Origin of the sequence: Microcoleus sp. MON1_C1 (assembly GCF_036701945.1) — a bacterium.
Taxonomy (GTDB): Bacteria; Cyanobacteriota; Cyanobacteriia; order Cyanobacteriales; family Microcoleaceae; genus Microcoleus.
This window is the reverse complement of the sequence record NZ_JAUBRO010000032.1, coordinates 56976-73602: the sequence shown is the minus strand read 5'-3', so window position 1 is coordinate 73602 and position 16627 is coordinate 56976. Positions and strand designations below refer to the sequence as shown.

Here is a 16627-nt window from a genome sequence, read left to right as displayed (position 1 = left end):
GTTATTGGTTATTAATCATTGCAATAGCAACTAAGAACTAACAACCAACAACTGCCAACTAACAACTAACAACTAACTAATAAACATGAATTGCTTTCATCATGTGATATGCAACTAGCAACTGCGTCAAAGCTAGCGGGTAACTTTGCAAAACTTCACCAGTTGTGCCGATCAGTTTGCCAATTTCCGGGTTGCCTTGGGCTGTGCAAAATCCCCGCAGGTGGGGCAACTCACTGCACAAGAGCATTTCCAGTTCGTTTACTTGCTCGCTGGTAGCGTGGGAGTCTACTTCCAAAACGTCAACAGGTTTGCCCATATCCCGATCGAGTCCCAAGCGAATTGCAGGTTGAAAACTCTCGCTGCCTCGACCTAAAATTTCAGTAAAATCAGGGTGAGGAATTGTCGGTCTGAGCACTAAACGCACGCTCAAATCGGATTGATTGTCCGCTTCTGGCGGGTAAAAACTAACTACAACGTCGGCCGATTTGCGCTGAGGGCGAATGAAGTCTTCAGAGTCCGGTTCCCGTTTTTTTATTTCTGCAAGCACCTGTTCTTCAGTATAGCCGCGCTTCATAATATCGCGCTTAACTTTCCACTGAGTTCGCAACTCTTCGGGAGGAGCAAGATACACTTTTACGTCGTAAGAATCGCGGATTGTTCGAGTTGCGTAACCCAGCAAACCTTCAACTATGACAAATTTGCTCGGCTTGATGTATTCCGGCGGGTCGAATGTACCTGTCGTGTGGTTGTAGATGGGTTTGAGAATTGCTTGTCCGGTACGAAGCAGGCTGAGGTGCTGCTGCATGATGTCGAGGTAATTGCAGTCGGGATGCAATGCTGTGATTCCGATTTCGGCCCGCTGCTTTCTGTCGTAGCGGTGATAGTCGTCAGTGCAAATCACCGTGACATTTTCTGGCCCCAATACTTGGGCAATTCCCCGCGTGAGGGTGGTTTTGCCCGCTGCGCTATCTCCGACAATACCGAGAATAATTGGTCGATCGCTCATTGTTTTTACCCGGACGCACAATAGCAAATTTTGTTGTGAATCTTCAATTTTATCAAAATTGTGTTCCATCCGATCGCTCGGTTTGACTTGATCCCCCCCGGAGTCTCTCCCCTGTGTAAAATTTTTGTAAAACTTCTTAATAAAATTCAACAAAGCATACTCAGGGAACATCTCATTGAACGATCGTAATTACCCAATTCTCAATTCCCTGTTTGCCCAATTCCCTGTTAGGCCCATTACCACTCATCCTTTCGTTTGTTGCTGTGGGTTTCCCAATCGTCGTCTTGCGGCTGCTGATACAAAGGTTCCGCTTCTATTTCTGATTCCAATTCGGCTGACATTTCTAATTCGGGTTCCGATTCCTGCTGATAAATATTCAGAGGTTCGACAACGCGGGCGATCGCATCTTTGACAAATGCTTTGACAAACTCGTCTTTCCGATTTAACTGAAACTGCCTTTGCACCACTTCGGCGATGCCGCCGTCGCCCCAATCTTGGTCATGGCGGAAATATTCAATAAAACTTTTACCAGCAATTCGGGTTAAATAAGCGGCACTGACTGCTTGAATTGCTTTGCCCAGTACAAACCCGGCTACGCTTAACTGCAGCGCCCTTGACACTACTTGAATTACGCCTTCAACTATTCCCAAACTTGCTAGGGTTTTTGCTAGAGACAATGCCAATTCTTTCGCGCGATCGATATTTAATTCGCAGCCGTAAATCTTGGCAATTTCTACTACCATTTGAGCGTTAACTGCTGCTGTCGCTAACAAATCCACAACTGGCAAAGGCGTTACGGCAATTACTCCCGCTCCGATCCACTGAAATCGCTCTACTGCCTTATCAGCTTGCCGCCTTCTTTGAGCATCAATTAACTTGCGCGCTTGGTCTCCCAAGTGCTGAGATTGCAGCAAAATATTGTCCGCAATTAAGTCTTCGCCTTCAGCTCGCAAAATCGCAGCGACGCGCCGAATTAATGGCATAATATCCGGGTCGGGCTGAAAAATTGTGCCGTCTTCTAGTACAACTTTTTGCGGATTGGCACTAATGGCTACTACATCCATTGCTGATACAAAACCTTTGACTCGCTGCCGCAGCCGATCGAGAATTTCATCTCTGTCGGTGTCGGGATAAAGGTCAACTTTATTAAAAACCACGATCGACCTTTTGCCAATTTCCGCCAAAGTCCGCAGCGGTTCGTACTCGGATTTTCGCAAATCGCCGTCCAAAACAAATAAGATCAAATCTGCCCTCGCCGCCAACTGCCTCGCCAATTCCTCTCTGTAAGTTCCCGCAACTCCCGCTTCCAAGATACCTGGGGTATCAGTAATTGCTAATTCTCGATCGATTCCTTTCAATTTCAAAGTGTAAGTTTCGCCAACTTCGGTAGTTCCCATCGGCGCGCCCACCTGTCCCGCCATCCGCCCCACCAGCGCATTCACAGCGGAAGTTTTGCCCGCAGAACCGGTGCCGAAAACAACCACTCGAACGCTGCCCCTAGCCATGCTAGCTTCAATTTCGCGGGCTCTCAACAGCAAAGCTTGCCGCGCTACTTCATCTTGAATGCGATCGACTTGTTGCCTGATTGCTTTGAGATTTTCCGAAGCTGCTTCACTTTTGACAACAGGAACCTTCGGAGTAATCGGCCGTTTTCCCTTAACTTTCTGAGGGCGTTGCAGCAGCCTAAAATAGTAAACCAGCGCAAAAATTAGGGTTCCCAAAAGTACAATTATCAGGAAAATCAGCAAATTAGCCAGCAGCGGAGAAGCAGACCACGCAACTTGACTGTAAAGCCCTGTTAAGGAACTCACCAGCCCAATAATCAGCCCCAGGGCGAGGCAGAAAGCAGCAATTAAGGTTAACAGGCGCGGCAAAGGCATGAGGGGAGTGGCAAATAAAAGGGTTATGCTTTGATTTTTACATTACCAAAAATAATGGGTTTAAAGCCCCGCCCTTCTAGGACGGCTTTCTTTAACGGTGGTATACTTACGCTAGTTATGTCAGCGTAAGTATGCTTGTTTTTGAGGCAAAACTAGAGGGACTTGCACAGCAGTACGAGCGGCTCGATGAAGCCATTCGTACTGCTCGCTTTGTCCGCAATAGCTGCCTTAGATACTGGTTGGACAACTTGGGGATTGGCAAGTACGAGTTGAGCGCCTATTGCGCTGTTCTCGCCAAAAAGTTCCCGTTCGCTGGCAAACTTAACTCCCAAGCTCGACAAGCTTCGGCTTCGCGGGCTTGGAGTTCTATCGCTCGGTTTTATGACAACTGCAAAAAAAGCAAGCCAGGGAAGAAAGGCTTCCCACGCTTTAAGAAGCATCAAACACATGGCTCTGTTGAATATAAAACAACGGGCTGGAAGTTGTCGTTCGATAGACAAACTATCACCTTCACTGATGGGTTTGAAGCAGGAAGCTTCAAGATGTGGGGAACTCGTGACCTTCACTTCTACCAGTTGAAGCAGATTAAGCGAGTGCGTGTTGTTCGTAGAGCTGATGGGTACTACGTTCAGTTTTGCCTTGACCAAGAACGGGTAGAGAAGAGACAGCCAACGGGTAAGACCCTGGGACTGGATGTTGGATTGACTCACTTCTACACCGATTCGGACGGTCAGACAATCGAGAACCCCCGTCATCTGAGAAAGTCCGAGAAAGCGATAAAGCGTCTTAGTCGTAAACTTTCTCGCACGACCAAAGGGTCGAAAAACAGAGTCAAAGCGAGAAATCGCCTGAGTCGAAAGCACCTCAAGGTAAGTAGGCAGCGTAAAGATTTTGCCGTGAAGTTAGCAAGATGCGTCATCCAGTCTAACGACTTGGTTGCCTATGAGGACTTGCAGGTGCGTAACATGGTTAGAAACAGACAACTGTCAAAGTCTATATCTGATGCTGCGTGGTCGGCTTTCCGTCAATGGTTAGAATATTTTGGCAAGGTGTTTGGTGTGGTAACGGTTGCCGTACCACCGCACTACACTTCTCAAAACTGTTCCAACTGTGGGGAAGTCATCAAGAAGTCTTTGAGTCAAAGAACACATCGCTGTCACCATTGTGGTTTTGTAATAGACCGAGACTGGAATGCAGCAATTAACATACTTGAGTTAGCACTCCGTACCGTGGGGCACACGGGAACGTTAAACGCCTCTGAAGACATCGACCTCTGCATTGGTGAGGCAACTCCTCAATGTAAGTCGAGTCGTGGAAAGAGGAAGCCCAAGAAGTGATTCTTGGAATCCTGCGGTACGGCCGGGGAGGATGTCAAGCCGATAGTCATCAGTCATTGCAAATCTAAAACCTAAAATCTAAAATGGCGAAGCGCCCGATCGTACTGCGCGAACCCGCAAATCCCGATTCTGTCGCACTGCGGGCGCGATTTGCGGGGTTTTAGTGGTAGCGGGTGCAGATAAAGTGCGATCGCGCCGGAGTCTGCAATTGTAGCTTGCAGGAGAACTAAGTAAGTCCGTGGGAAAATTCGCCAGTATGTAACAAAAGATTAAGTAAGGTGATTCGAGTTAAATTTAATAGGTTGTGTAAGGTTGTGTACGGTTTTTTCTTTACCTTCTACCCCATGAATTACCGCAGAAGCAAGCTCTAATTCGGAGTCAAATATTTGTCCTGCTCGTTCATCTTTTTTGATGTTTTGCCATTCCCAGGCAAAGCAAATTTATTCCTTCTCATATCAATTCCGGCTGGGCCGGAATGATATCAAATCCGCGCTTCATCGTCGGGCGTAAAGTCGAATCAAGCTGTCAACAAATAATTCGCGCAATTTTCAGTTTTTTGACTCACAGTCAACAGTCAACAGTCAACAGTCAACAATGATTCCGGTGCAACCGGAATCGATATCATTCTCCATAACGATGCCACCGGACTTGATAGAAAAACTCATCCTAATTTCGGACAATAGGCAGAGTGAGATGTACCGTTGTTTCCTTTTGATAGATACTGGTAATTGAGAACTCTCCTCCTGCCTGTTCGACTATTTTCTGGACAATTTTTAAGCCGATACCAGTACCCTGTTGCTCATACCTCTTGCGTTCAAACTGCATGAAGGCACCAATTTTAGCAATTTGCTCTTCTGTCATGCCCTGCCCCGAGTCTTGTACAGATAAATGCAGCATCTCCCCTACGACTTGACTACTAACTTTAATAGTTGTCTCTGGTGAGGAGAATTTCAGTGCATTATCAATTAATTCATGGAGCATCGTTGATAGATATCGCTCTGATAGAGCGATCTCCGCTTCCTCAAGACTGAACAACAGATCGTTGCTACGGTTGACCTTCTGAGCCTGATATTTCAACTCGGCTTCAATGGCGGAAGCTGAAAATTCAGTCCGCGCAGATTCGATCTTGTGCTGTTGACTTGCCGATAGTTCTAATCCTAAATAAATCAGGAATTTTTTCGTTAATGTTTCTAGGCGACGGGCCGAGTTATATGCCCAGCCTAAGAGCTCACGGATTTCGGCGATCTCAATGTCTCCGATCTCGTCCTTGAGCCACCCGATCGTGCCTAAGATGCCATTGAGGGGCGTATTCAGTTCGTGGGATAGAGTAGAAGCTAAGTTGCCACGCAGCTCATTGAGGGTGCTTTCCAAGAGATTGATGGTGTTTTCTTGGATGTGGTATAAGTTCTGGATATTATCATACTGTTGCTTGATTCTGAGCATTGAATGCACGCGAGCACGCAGTTCAATAGCATTTACAGGTTTACTGATGAAGTCGTCGGCTCCGGCAGTTAGACAGTTGGCAAGGTCTGATTTTGAGCTTAATGCTGTCACCATAATGATGGGAACGGCTTGCCATTTTGACATGGCTTTGATTTGCCGACAAATCTCGATGCCGTCTATTCCCGGCATCATCACATCCAGCAAAATAAGATCCGGATCAAATAGGTCGAGGGATGCGATCGCTTCTTGCCCGCTGGCAGCGTAATGCAATTGATAATCCTGCTCTGATAACAGGGTTTCAATCACATCAAAGTTATCCGGCTCATCATCAACAATTAAGAGAGAGAATTGAGACATAATTGCCACCCTTTCAATAATGGAAAAATTTTTATTAGTTGATGTGATAGCCATCAGCTAGGCGGCCAAACTGATTTCAAAAATGGCTCCTTGTGGTTGATTACTTCTTACAGAAATGTCACCCCCATGTGCCTCAACGACCATTTTGCAGAAAGCTAAACCCAACCCTATTTGAGAGACATCCGACATCAGATTTCCAATCTCGTATTTCTCAAAAATCTTGTGTCGCAATGTATCAGGAACACCAGGTCCAGAGTCTATAACCTGGATTTTGGCGTTGCCCGATCTGGGGAATTCTACATTCACTATGATTTGACTATTACGTGGGGAAAACTTAATGGCATTCGAGAGGAGATTATCCAGCGTTCGATGTATCATGGTGGCATCAAGCGAGACTTTCCTACTGGTTTCTTCGGGTAATTGAGCGACCAGCGACTGATTTTTTTTAGCAGCGATAGCTTCAAAGCTTGATATGGCAGAGTTGACGAGTTCGGACAGATTAACCTCTGTGTAATTGAGACGAGTTTTACCGGATTCTAGTAAAGCAATTTGCAATAAATCATCAATTAATAGCTGTATTGCTTGTGCTGAAGAGTAAAGTCGAGCCAGTTGGGTTTGTAGTTTTTCTCTAGGATACTCTATGGTTTTTAGGACTTCCAAGCCAAGCAAGATACCAGCCAGGGGATTGCGTAAATCGTGGACTACCATTTTAACCATGTCTTCCCGCAATTTGAGTAAGCTTTGCAGGTCGTCATACTGGTGCTTAATTCGCAGCATGGAGTGAACTCGGGCACGCAGTTCAATAGCATTTACAGGTTTACTAATGAAGTCGTCAGCGCCGGCAGTGAGACAATAGGCAAGGTCTGATTTTGAGTTTAATGCTGTCACCATAATGATGGGAACGGCTTGCCATTTTGACATGGCTTTGATTTGGCGACAAACTTCGATGCCATCTATTCCTGGCATCATCACATCCAGCAAAATAAGATCGGGCTCAAATATGTCGAGGGATGCGATCGCCTCTTGCCCGCTGGCAGCGTAATGCAATTGATAGTCTTGCTCGCTCAAGAGGGTTTCAATTACATCAAAATTATTGGGATCGTCGTCAATGATTAAAACGGATGGTCTGTTCACGGGTTATCTTTGCTTAGAAGCTAAAAGTTGTTGAATAGTGCTTGCCAATTGCTTCAGCTTGACGGGTTTGGTGAGGTAATCATTGGCTCCGGCGGCAAGGCAACGATCGCGATCGCCCCTCATGGCTAAGGCAGTTAGGGCAACGATCGGCATATCAACTAAGTTTGGATCGCTGCGAATACGCTGCATAGCTTCTAGACCATCCATACCAGGCATTTGAATATCCATCAAAATTAGATTGGGGTTTTCAGACTTTGCCAGGGCGATCGCCTCCTCTCCATTCTTAGCCAAGAGAATGCGATAGCCTTTAGCTCTCAGGTAGCTCGAAATCGTAGTGATATTAGCTTCGTTGTCTTCCGCCAGCAAGATTAAGGGAGACCCTCCCTGTTCGGGCTGGCTGGGTTCGATGCGGGACTCTGTTTGGGATTCCCGATCAACAGAGGAGGGCGCACAACCAGTGCAGGGAAGGTCGATCGTGAAGCAACTTCCTACACCCACAGTGCTGCTGAGCCCCACCTGCCCGCCGTGGAGTTCGACAATGCGTTTCACCAGGGCAAGCCCCAAGCCAGTGCCTGTATATTGACGATTCAGGGCGCCATCGATTTGGATAAAGGGCTGAAACAGTTTGTTGATATGTTCTGGGGCAATACCAATACCTGTATCGATGACGGCAATTTGCAGGGTCTCTTTGACCAAAAAATGGGGTGGGGAATCGGCAGAATCTGGGTCGGCAGGGCGCTGTTGACGGCTGACTTCTAGGGTGATGCGTCCTCCGTTAGGAGTGAATTTGACAGCGTTATTGAGCAGGTTGATCAAGACTTGGCGCATCCGCCGTTCATCAATCAATAAGTCGGGCAGAGTGAGTGGCATTTGAATCTCTAGCTGGATGCGTTTTTGCAGGGCTTGTTGTTTGATAAAGGCCAGACTGGATTGACAGAGATGATTGATTGAAACAGGGGTGCAATCGAGTTCCATTTGACCCGATTCAATTTTGGCGACATCCAAAATGTCGTTGATTAACTCTAGTAAGTGAGAGCTACTGCGCTCGATGGTTTGTAAAGCTTTGATTTGTTGTTCGTTGACCGTGCCAAAGACTTGCTCTTGTAGCCCCTCGCTCATGCCCAGAATGGCGTTAAGGGGGGTGCGGAGTTCGTGGCTCATGTTGGCAAGGAATTCGTCTTTGAGACGGGTAGCACGGGCGAGTTCTTCGTTAGAGGCTCCTAGTTGTTGGTTGCGCTCGGTGAGTTGCTGCTGGGCTTGTTGTCGTTCGGTGAGTTCTTGCTGCAACTGCTTAAATAGGCTAGCTTGTTGAATTGCGATCGCCAACTGGTTGGCAATTTGTTGCAGGAGTTGCGCTTCAGACTCTTGCCATACTCGTTGTTCTCGACAGGCATGGACGACTAAAACCCCCCACAGCTTCTTGGTTTGCCCCGGGGCAACCCATCTATGGCTTTCGCTGGTTCGGACTTCTTGCAGGATAGGTGCAACGATTTTGGACTGGACTTGACCAACCCTTACGTATTCCACCAAGCAATCAGTCCAGATATCGGTCATTACATCGGGGACGATGCGGGGCTTGCCCTGCCAGTACCGGTTTAGGATTTCTTGCGACCACCGTTCGTCCTCCCAGTGAAGGTCTTTGAGCGCAGGGAACTCGCTAGACACAGCTTCTTCAACAATTTGACTTCTGCCATCCCCAAATAGCCGGAACACGATGATCCGATCGCCTTGCAAGATTTCTTTGACTTGCTGTGTCACAGCCGCCAAAATTTGGTTAATATCTAACGATTCGCGAATTTGCTGGGCGATCGCTCCCAAAGTTCGCTGCCGTTGCAGTTGTAAAGCGATCGCATTTTCTGTTTGCTTGCGGATAGCCAGTTCAGATTGTACCTGTTCGTAGAGGTAAGATTGCTGAATTGCGATCGCTAATTGGTTAGCAATTTGTTTAAGTAAATTGATTTCCCAGTCTTGCCATTGGCGCGGACGATCGCATTGATGAACAATCAGCAACCCCCAGAGGGTTTGATTCTGAATAATTGGAACTACGAGTTTGGCTCTGACCTCAATGTCTGCGAGGAATTCAACCAAGCAGGGTAATATAGACTCGTTTTCATCTTCGCTATCGTTGAGGGCATAAACTCTTCCTTGGATATAGCGCTCGTAGGTGTCTTCGGGGAAAACCTCTTCTGGGAAAAGGATATCCAGCAGCCTAGACCTATTTGGCGAAACAGATTCAGCAATGGCAGCCCCCGTCCCTTCAGGAAAAACGCGATAAACCAGCGTTCGGTCTGATTGCAAGAGCTGATGGATTTCCTCAACAGTGCTATTGAGAATCTCGTCCAGATTCAGAGACGATCGCATCCGTTTAGTAATCGCTCCCAGCAAACGTTCCTGTTTTGCTTGTTGTTGCAATCTCTGTTCGGCTTCTTTGCGATCGGTGATATCCTGAAACGTGCCTACCAGACCAATAACATTATCTGAGCAGTCTCGCAGGGGAGCCTTGTGGGTTTCGATAAATATTAGTTGACCATTGGGTAGAGTTAGCGTTTCTTCGATCCCTAATATAGCTTCACCCGTTTCCATTAACCGCCGATCCATCGCACAATACTCGTTCGCCTCGACTTCTTCCTGGCAAATATCTAAGTCTTTTTTACCTATACTTTCGATCGTAGATGGCAAGCCTAGAGTTTTGGCAAACTGCTGATTGCATCCTAAAAAAACCGACTCTCGATTCTTCCAAAACACGGCGAGCGGGATGGTATCGAGTACCGTTTGCAGAAACTGCTGAGATTCCTGCAAAGCCTTCTGGGCCTGTTTGCGCTCGGTGATGTCTACTAATACACAAATACTTTGATCGTCTGAGCCGGGGAGGAGTGCGGCTCCGATCAGCACAGAAATCCGGCTGCCATCCTTACGGTAGTATTCCTTTTCCCAGGAATCGATCGCGCCATCCTGCATCAGGCGCTCCATCACTACAACATCAGCGTGGGCATATTCGGGGGGGGTCATGGCATCCCAATGAATTAGCCCCGCATCTAGTTCCTCCCGAGTGTAGCCAACCATCTGTAAGAAGCGATCGTTGGCATCGATAATGTTCCCCTGAAAATCGGCAAACATCATGCCGCTCACACTGGACTCAAACACCCGGCGGAAGCGGATTTCACTGCTTTCTCTCGCGAGTTCAGCTTCTTTGCGATCGCTGATATCCGATAAAATTCCCTGGATGCTAATCAATTCCCCTTCAGCATTTATAACGGGTGTGGCGCTGCTTCTCACCCAGACATAATTGCCATCTCGGTGGCGGTGTCGGAACTCATAATCACTTGACTTTTTACCAAGTGTCATATTCTCCCGATAATCAGTAACCACCAAAGAGCGATCGTCTGGGTGCACCAGATATATAAACGACTTACCAATCCATGCACTCTCGTCCCAGCCAAACATGGTCTTGAATTGCGGTGACACATAAGTGAGTATGCCATCGGGTTCACATGACCAGATCAAATCATTAGCCCCTTCTACCAGCCGCCGGAATTTAGCTTCACTCTCTGCTAATTCGGCTTCGATCTGTTTGCGATCGCTGATATCGCGGCATACACAAATCAATAATCCATCGTCTGTGAGGGTGAGGGACAGCCCTTCGGCAAAGGTAGAGCCATCTTTACGCATGGCGATCGCCTCTCCCTCCCAAGCGCGATCGCGCCCCAGCACCGGAAAGACTTCCCGCTCAAACCGGTCTAACTCCTCTGGGGAATACAAAAGTTGCCAGGTTTTGCCCAGCAGTTCTTGGGGATGTTCGTAGCCAAACAGTTCTAGATGGGCTTGATTCAAATAGAGGTAGGTATCTCCTTGGATAATGGCAATGCCGTCGATCGCCGCCTCAATTGCCGCCAGTTGTATTTTTAGGGTTTCTTCGGTTTGTTTGACATCGCTAATATCGGCAAAATAGCCGATAATCTCCGTTGGGCGACCTTGTTCATCTCGCACCAGGCGCATGGCATCCCGTATCCAAACGTAGTAACCATCGCGATGCAAAAATCGATATTCATGCTGATAAGTGTCGTACTCAAAGAGAACCGATAGATCGGCCAAAACTCTAGGGGCATCTTCTGGGTGAAGATGGTGAGTCCAGAAGCTGGGGGTCGATACAACTTCTTTTGGCTTGTAGCCCAAAATGGCCTCGATATTTTTGCTGATGAAGGTTGAGTCATAGTCGCGATAGGGTTTACAGCTATAGATGATCGCGGGACTGGATGCCAGAAGAAATTCGAGGCGTTCTTTCAACAGGCGATTTTCTCGCTCTGTCTGTTGGCGATCGGTAATGTCTTGGATCAGGGCCAGCGAATAGAGATGTCCATCATCACCCGATAGGACAGAGGTGGAAATGGAGATAATGCGCCGCTGTCCAGCTTGACGCTGGATTTCCCTTTGCACTGCGATCGGGTGCATCTGTCTACAGTTGGCGATCGCCTGTTCTCGATCTTCTAGATTCGGGTACAAGGTTTGATACCACCCCAGACGGTTAATTTCTTCTAAGGTGTAACCTGTAATCGCTTGCATTTGCTGATTCCAGACTGTGAAGCGGACAAAGGGAAACTCCTCAACTTGATGGAAAACGCACAGCCCTTCTGCCATGTTTTCTACAATTTGTTGACGGAAAGTATTTTCCTGCCGAAGCGTTGCTTCGGCCAACTTGCGATCGGTAATGTCGAAGCCAATGGCTAGATACTGAAAAGGTCGCCCTTGTTCGTCGAAAAAGGGGACGATGGTGGTGGCGACCCAGTACAGGCTACCGTTTTTTGCCCGATTGCAAATTTCACCGCGCCAAATCTGACTGCTGTTAATGGTGCGCCACAAGTCTTGGAAAAAAGCAGGGGGATGATAGCCAGAGTTGACAATGCGATGGGTTTGTCCGATCAGTCGATCGCGGGAGTAGCCAGAGACTACACAGAAGCGATCGTTGACGTAGGATATCACCCCTTCGCGATCGGTGATGACTACAATGGCAGACTGATCCAAGGCCTGTTTAAAGGCTGATAATTCTTGAATTAACTGCTGTCGTTGGAGTTCAGCCTGTTTGCGATCGCTAATATCAAAGTTGATCCCAATCATGCTCTGGGGATTACCTTGGGCATCTCGCACGACGACACCATAGGCATTAATAAAGTGGATGCTGCCATCGGGATGCAACACTCGAAACTCGGTATCGTATTCTGCCTGTCCTAAGAGGGCTTGCTGGAGCAATGTTTCGGTGGCAGTGCGGTCTTCGGGATGTAGGCGGTTTGCCCAAATCTCGTAAGGCAGATGGGAATCAGATTGTTTTGTGACACCGTACAGTTCGTACATCCGCTCATCCCAAAAGACGGTGTTCTGTACAATATCGAAGTCCCAACAGCCGATCGCCCCTGATTTGAGAGACAAGGCGAGGCGATCAGATACTTTCTTTAGTTCCGCTTCTGCACGTTTGCGATCGCTAATATCTTTGGCGATGCCTAAAAAGCCGATAATTTGCTGATTGACATCCTTGAGGGCGGTGATGGAGAGCGACACAGGAAATCGAGAACCATCTTTGCGGATATAGCTCCACTCTTCTTCGCTGACCAAGCCTTGGCGTGCTTTGGCAACAAAAACCTCAAAGCCGGGGGGAATATTTTGCCCTAGTTCGGCAGATAGTGATGCTGCCCGGTCAATTACCTCATTTGCATCGTGGATGAGCGCGGGGGTGGCTTTGCCGATGATTTCTTGAGCACTGTAACCCAGCATCCTTTCGCCTGCGGCATTCAAGGTCTGGATGATGCCAGTTGGGTCAGTGGAGAGGATCGAGTAATCAGCACAATCGAGGATGGCGCGTTGCAGGCTGTTGACTTGCCAAAGCTCTTGGGTGCGTTCTGCGACTTTGGTTTCTAGCTGTTGGTTGAGTTGCTGGAGTTTTTGTTCGGCTTGTTTGCGATCGCTAATGTCTGTAGTAGTTCCTACATAGCCGACTACTTGCCCGTCTGCATCCAGTTCGGCAACGGACTGCCCATAAACCGACGTTACCCCACCGTCGGGACGTTGAAAGCGATATTCGAGTTGGAAAGAGCGATTTCTTTGGATAGATTGCTCCCATTCGGCGATGACGCAATCGCGATCGTCGGGGTGTAGCCCTTGTTGCCATCCTTCCCCGACGGCGGTTTTTGGGGTGAGTCCGCTGATCTGACACCAGCGATCGTTAACATAGATGCAATTGCCCACAGCATCGGTGCGAAAAATCCCCACGGGAGCGGCTGCCACTAGGGTGGCGTAGCGTTCTTCGCTTTCTTGCAGGCGGACTTCTGTTCGTTTGCGATCGCTAATGTCGGTAATGGTGCCTATATAGCCGCTCCGATGTCCATTTGCATCGAGTTCGGCGACGCACTGCCCATAAACCCACGTTACCGTACCGTCGGGACATTGAAAGCGATATTCGAGTTCAAAAGAGCGGTTACCTTGAATGAATTGCTTCCATTCGGCCATGACCCAATCGCGATCGTCGGGGTGCACTCCTTGTTGCCATCCGTGTCCGATAGTGGCTCCTGGTGTGAGTCCGCTGATCTGAAAGTAGCGATCGTTGACATAGGTGCATAGCCCCTCCGCATCGGTGCGAAAAATCCCCACCGGAGCAGCAGCGGCAAGGGCGGCGTAGCGTTGTTCGCTCTCGATCAGGGTGGCTTCGATCCGCTGTCGCTTTACCAGTTCCTTCTGCAATTTTTGCTGGATCGTGGATTGCCCAAGGGCGATCGCCACCTGTAGAGAAACTTGTCGCAGGAGTTCGATCTCGTCAGTCGTCCAAGAGTGTGCAGTGGCTCGATAACTGGCGATCATTAATCCGCGCAGTTGTTCCTCAATCACGATCGGCACCATCAGCTTGGCGCGAATATCAAACCGCACTAACATTTCCTGATGGCACTGGGTCATTTCTGCGCCGTAGATGTCGTTGATGATGCGAATTCTGCCCTGGCGATAGGGTTCAAGCCATTCTGGGCTCATGCAAGGATCGCGGGCTTCTGTATGGAGCACCGATCGCGCAGTGTCGGTAATCGCTTCCGCAATCACGGTGCCGCTAAAGTCAGGTCGAAACTCGTAAATGATGACGCGATCGCACCCCAGAAGCGAGTGAATTTCCTGCACCGTAGTCTGCAGAATATCTGACAAATTCAGGGACGAGCGGATCTGCTCGGCAATGGTATTGAGAAGTTGCTCTCGATCGGCCTTTGCTTTGAGGGCGGCTGTCCGAGCTTCCACCTGCTGCTCGAGCTCAAGGTTGCGATTTGCCAGCAGCGCCACCTTTTCCGCCTCTAGGCGCACCACCTTCTCTTCCCACTTCTGGATTAGTTTGTATAGCTCCAGCGGGTTGAGGGCTTGCAGCAAACTGGTCTGGGTGACGATGCCTAATAGTTCTCCTAGCTCCCCTGTCACCGCCAACTGACGGATCGATCGCTGCTCCACGATCTCCTGCACAGTCCAGAGCGAATCGTCGGGTCTAACGGCAAAAATCGGCGTACTCATTACCGCCTGAGCTAGACAGGTTTCCAGGTGCAAGCCCAATGTCTGAAATTGCACAATATCCCGCTCGGTAAGAATCCCCACTGGAATTTGTAGCGGTTCAGTAGAGATTCCGCCTGGGCGCACGATCATCACGGAACTGACGCGATGCTCTGCCATAAGTTGAGCGATAGCCAGTAGGGAAGAATCTGGCGCAGCACAAATCACTTCGCGGGTCATCACTTCTGCTACCATACGCAACCGCAGCAGGTCGATCGGTCGAGAGGTTTGGCGCAGACTTTCGTGAGTCACTAGGCCCACTAGGCGATCGAGATCGTCGAGGATGGGCAAATGGCGAATCTGGTGCTGCTGGAGCAGGTTAATCGCAAAAAATAAATCGGTGAAGGCGGACTCGCGCAGGGTGACGACGGGGTGTGCCATCACCTCCCGGAGCGCCACATTCTCCAAGGAACGCTGTTGGGCACTCAGCCGCACCACGTCTCGCTCGGTCAGTACGCCAACCAATTGCTCGTTTTCCACTACCAACACGCAGCTCGATCGCGCCTCTAGGTGGAGGTCGTCGAGTTGACCGTCGGCCGTTCTAGCGGTGTTGCAGAGCGATCGCACGCCGCTCATTTGGGCGATCGCATCCATCACCGTCGTATCGGGCGAAACCACCAAGGGCTCCCGGACGATCGCAGTCCTGAGTTCTATTGGAGTGAGAGCCGTAGTACGCATGAACATGAGTTTATAGGGTTTTATTGCTGATTATTTTTTTACAATAGTCCGGACAGTTTTCAATCACTAACGGCAGAATGAGGGTTTCAGCCTTCTCAGTGAGGTCAAATGCTAACGTTAGAATGAGGGTTTCAGCCTCGGTCTCAAAAAACTGTCCGGAGTATTGTTTTTAAACACTTCGCCTTAAACACATGAGCTGATAGCGTAGCTTGGCGTCAGCCATAGTAACGAGAATAGTTACTTAGCTGCACGACATTCTCTAAATATTATATTTACTTACAGTTCGCTTTTGCATGAAATGAGTTAGGGAAATTCGGCGACTCTAAAATAACTATCTCTTATCAATTTCATGAGATAATAAAAACCCAAAGTAACGCTCCTTTCATCTATTTCATGAGATAATAAAAACCCAAAGTAACGCTCTTTCATTACTTTCCTGAAATAATAAAAAAAGAAAGTGCCGTAAACCCTTTACGACTATGTTGAAGCTCGGAGAACTCGGCGTAAAGATAAAATTTGTTGACGATTGACGATTACGGTGAATTATACAGAGCATACAGAACACTATTCCCCGAAGTGAGAAATTGTGAGGCGTTTAATTACTTTCATGTGGGATTTTTCTGATATGAAGCGTAAAACACTACCAGCAATATCTCGTGTAGTGGGATTAAGCAATCAACAAAAACTATGGGATTTTCTCAGCGAATTACTTGAAAATTAGAAGGCTTGAGAGAGCTAGATTAAACCTTATTCTACAAGAACTACCAGCAGAATAATTTTTTATAATTATTGTTGATAAAGTAGGACATTAAAAGAAAGGGAATATAACCGATTCTCTAAAAGGAGGTCAACACTCAAATAGAGTTTTAGTAAGTAGGCGTGAGAAAATAAAACTCTGTTAAAGATATAAGTGACTAGAGAGAATGTTTCTACTGAGTAAACCAAATATATGGGGGCTATATTAAGGGTATTTTTGACTCAAAAACCAGACAAAAATCTCTGATAATTGAGAACGGCGGATGGAACACAAAAACTTAAGTACGCCCGCCCTTTTAGTTAGATTAAATGCACATGGCTGGTACGTTGGAAAAATAGCTGCTCCGGATTAATTGGACTCCACAAACAGGGAAATAGGTTTTACATAAATGGCACCAACTATGAACGAAAAAGGTTTGGTAATTTCGTGACCGGTTTTTAAAATCGAAGTTAAAAGAAAAAGACATAGAGTT

At 47.9% G+C, this 16627-nt stretch carries 6 protein-coding genes; 1 reads left to right on the top strand and 5 read right to left on the bottom strand.

The window, feature by feature from the left end:
* Window positions 1-76: 76 nt before the first annotated feature.
* Both QUA62_RS18745 and QUA62_RS18740 read right to left on the bottom strand, forming a co-directional pair.
* Window positions 77-1006 carry a phosphoribulokinase gene (locus tag QUA62_RS18745; RefSeq protein ID WP_333139879.1) on the bottom strand — a complete coding sequence of 310 codons (930 nt, stop codon included), beginning with the start codon at window positions 1004-1006 and terminating at the stop codon, window positions 77-79.
* A 236-nt stretch (window positions 1007-1242) separates the two neighbouring features.
* Window positions 1243-2886 carry a GTP-binding protein gene (locus tag QUA62_RS18740; protein ID WP_333405880.1) on the bottom strand — a complete coding sequence of 548 codons (1644 nt, stop codon included), beginning with the start codon at window positions 2884-2886 and terminating at the stop codon, window positions 1243-1245.
* Between the two features lie 131 nt (window positions 2887-3017).
* Here QUA62_RS18740 and QUA62_RS18735 point away from each other — a divergent pair, with 131 nt between their 5' ends.
* A complete protein-coding gene (locus QUA62_RS18735; RefSeq protein WP_333405879.1) occupies window positions 3018-4223 on the top strand; it encodes a transposase in 1206 nt (401 codons plus the stop codon).
* Window positions 4224-4889: 666 nt separating this feature from the next.
* On the opposite strand, the gene QUA62_RS18730 is transcribed toward QUA62_RS18735, so the two are convergent.
* The 3 genes from QUA62_RS18730 to QUA62_RS18720 are packed head-to-tail and all read right to left on the bottom strand — an operon-like array spanning window position 4890 to window position 15404.
* On the bottom strand, window positions 4890-6023 hold the full coding sequence (locus QUA62_RS18730; RefSeq protein ID WP_445301687.1) for a hybrid sensor histidine kinase/response regulator: 1134 nt from the start codon (window positions 6021-6023) through the stop codon (window positions 4890-4892).
* A 57-nt stretch (window positions 6024-6080) separates the two neighbouring features.
* Window positions 6081-7157: a hybrid sensor histidine kinase/response regulator gene (locus tag QUA62_RS18725; RefSeq protein WP_333405875.1), complete on the bottom strand. Its 1077-nt coding sequence runs from the start codon at window positions 7155-7157 to the stop codon at window positions 6081-6083.
* A 3-nt stretch (window positions 7158-7160) separates the two neighbouring features.
* Entirely contained in the window at window positions 7161-15404 is an 8244-nt protein-coding gene (locus tag QUA62_RS18720; protein ID WP_445301686.1) for a PAS domain S-box protein, read from the bottom strand.
* Window positions 15405-16627 lie beyond the last annotated feature (1223 nt).

Excerpts from the sequence above, each read along its gene's own strand:
- QUA62_RS18745 (WP_333139879.1), bottom strand. The coding sequence starts at position 1,006 with ATGAGCGATCGACCAATTATTCTCGGTATTGTCGGAGATAGCGCAGCG.
- QUA62_RS18740 (WP_333405880.1), bottom strand. The coding sequence starts at position 2,886 with ATGCCTTTGCCGCGCCTGTTAACCTTAATTGCTGCTTTCTGCCTCGCC.
- QUA62_RS18735 (WP_333405879.1), top strand. The coding sequence starts at position 3,018 with ATGCTTGTTTTTGAGGCAAAACTAGAGGGACTTGCACAGCAGTACGAG.
- QUA62_RS18730 (WP_445301687.1), bottom strand. The coding sequence starts at position 6,023 with ATGTCTCAATTCTCTCTCTTAATTGTTGATGATGAGCCGGATAACTTT.
- QUA62_RS18720 (WP_445301686.1), bottom strand. The coding sequence starts at position 15,404 with ATGTTCATGCGTACTACGGCTCTCACTCCAATAGAACTCAGGACTGCG.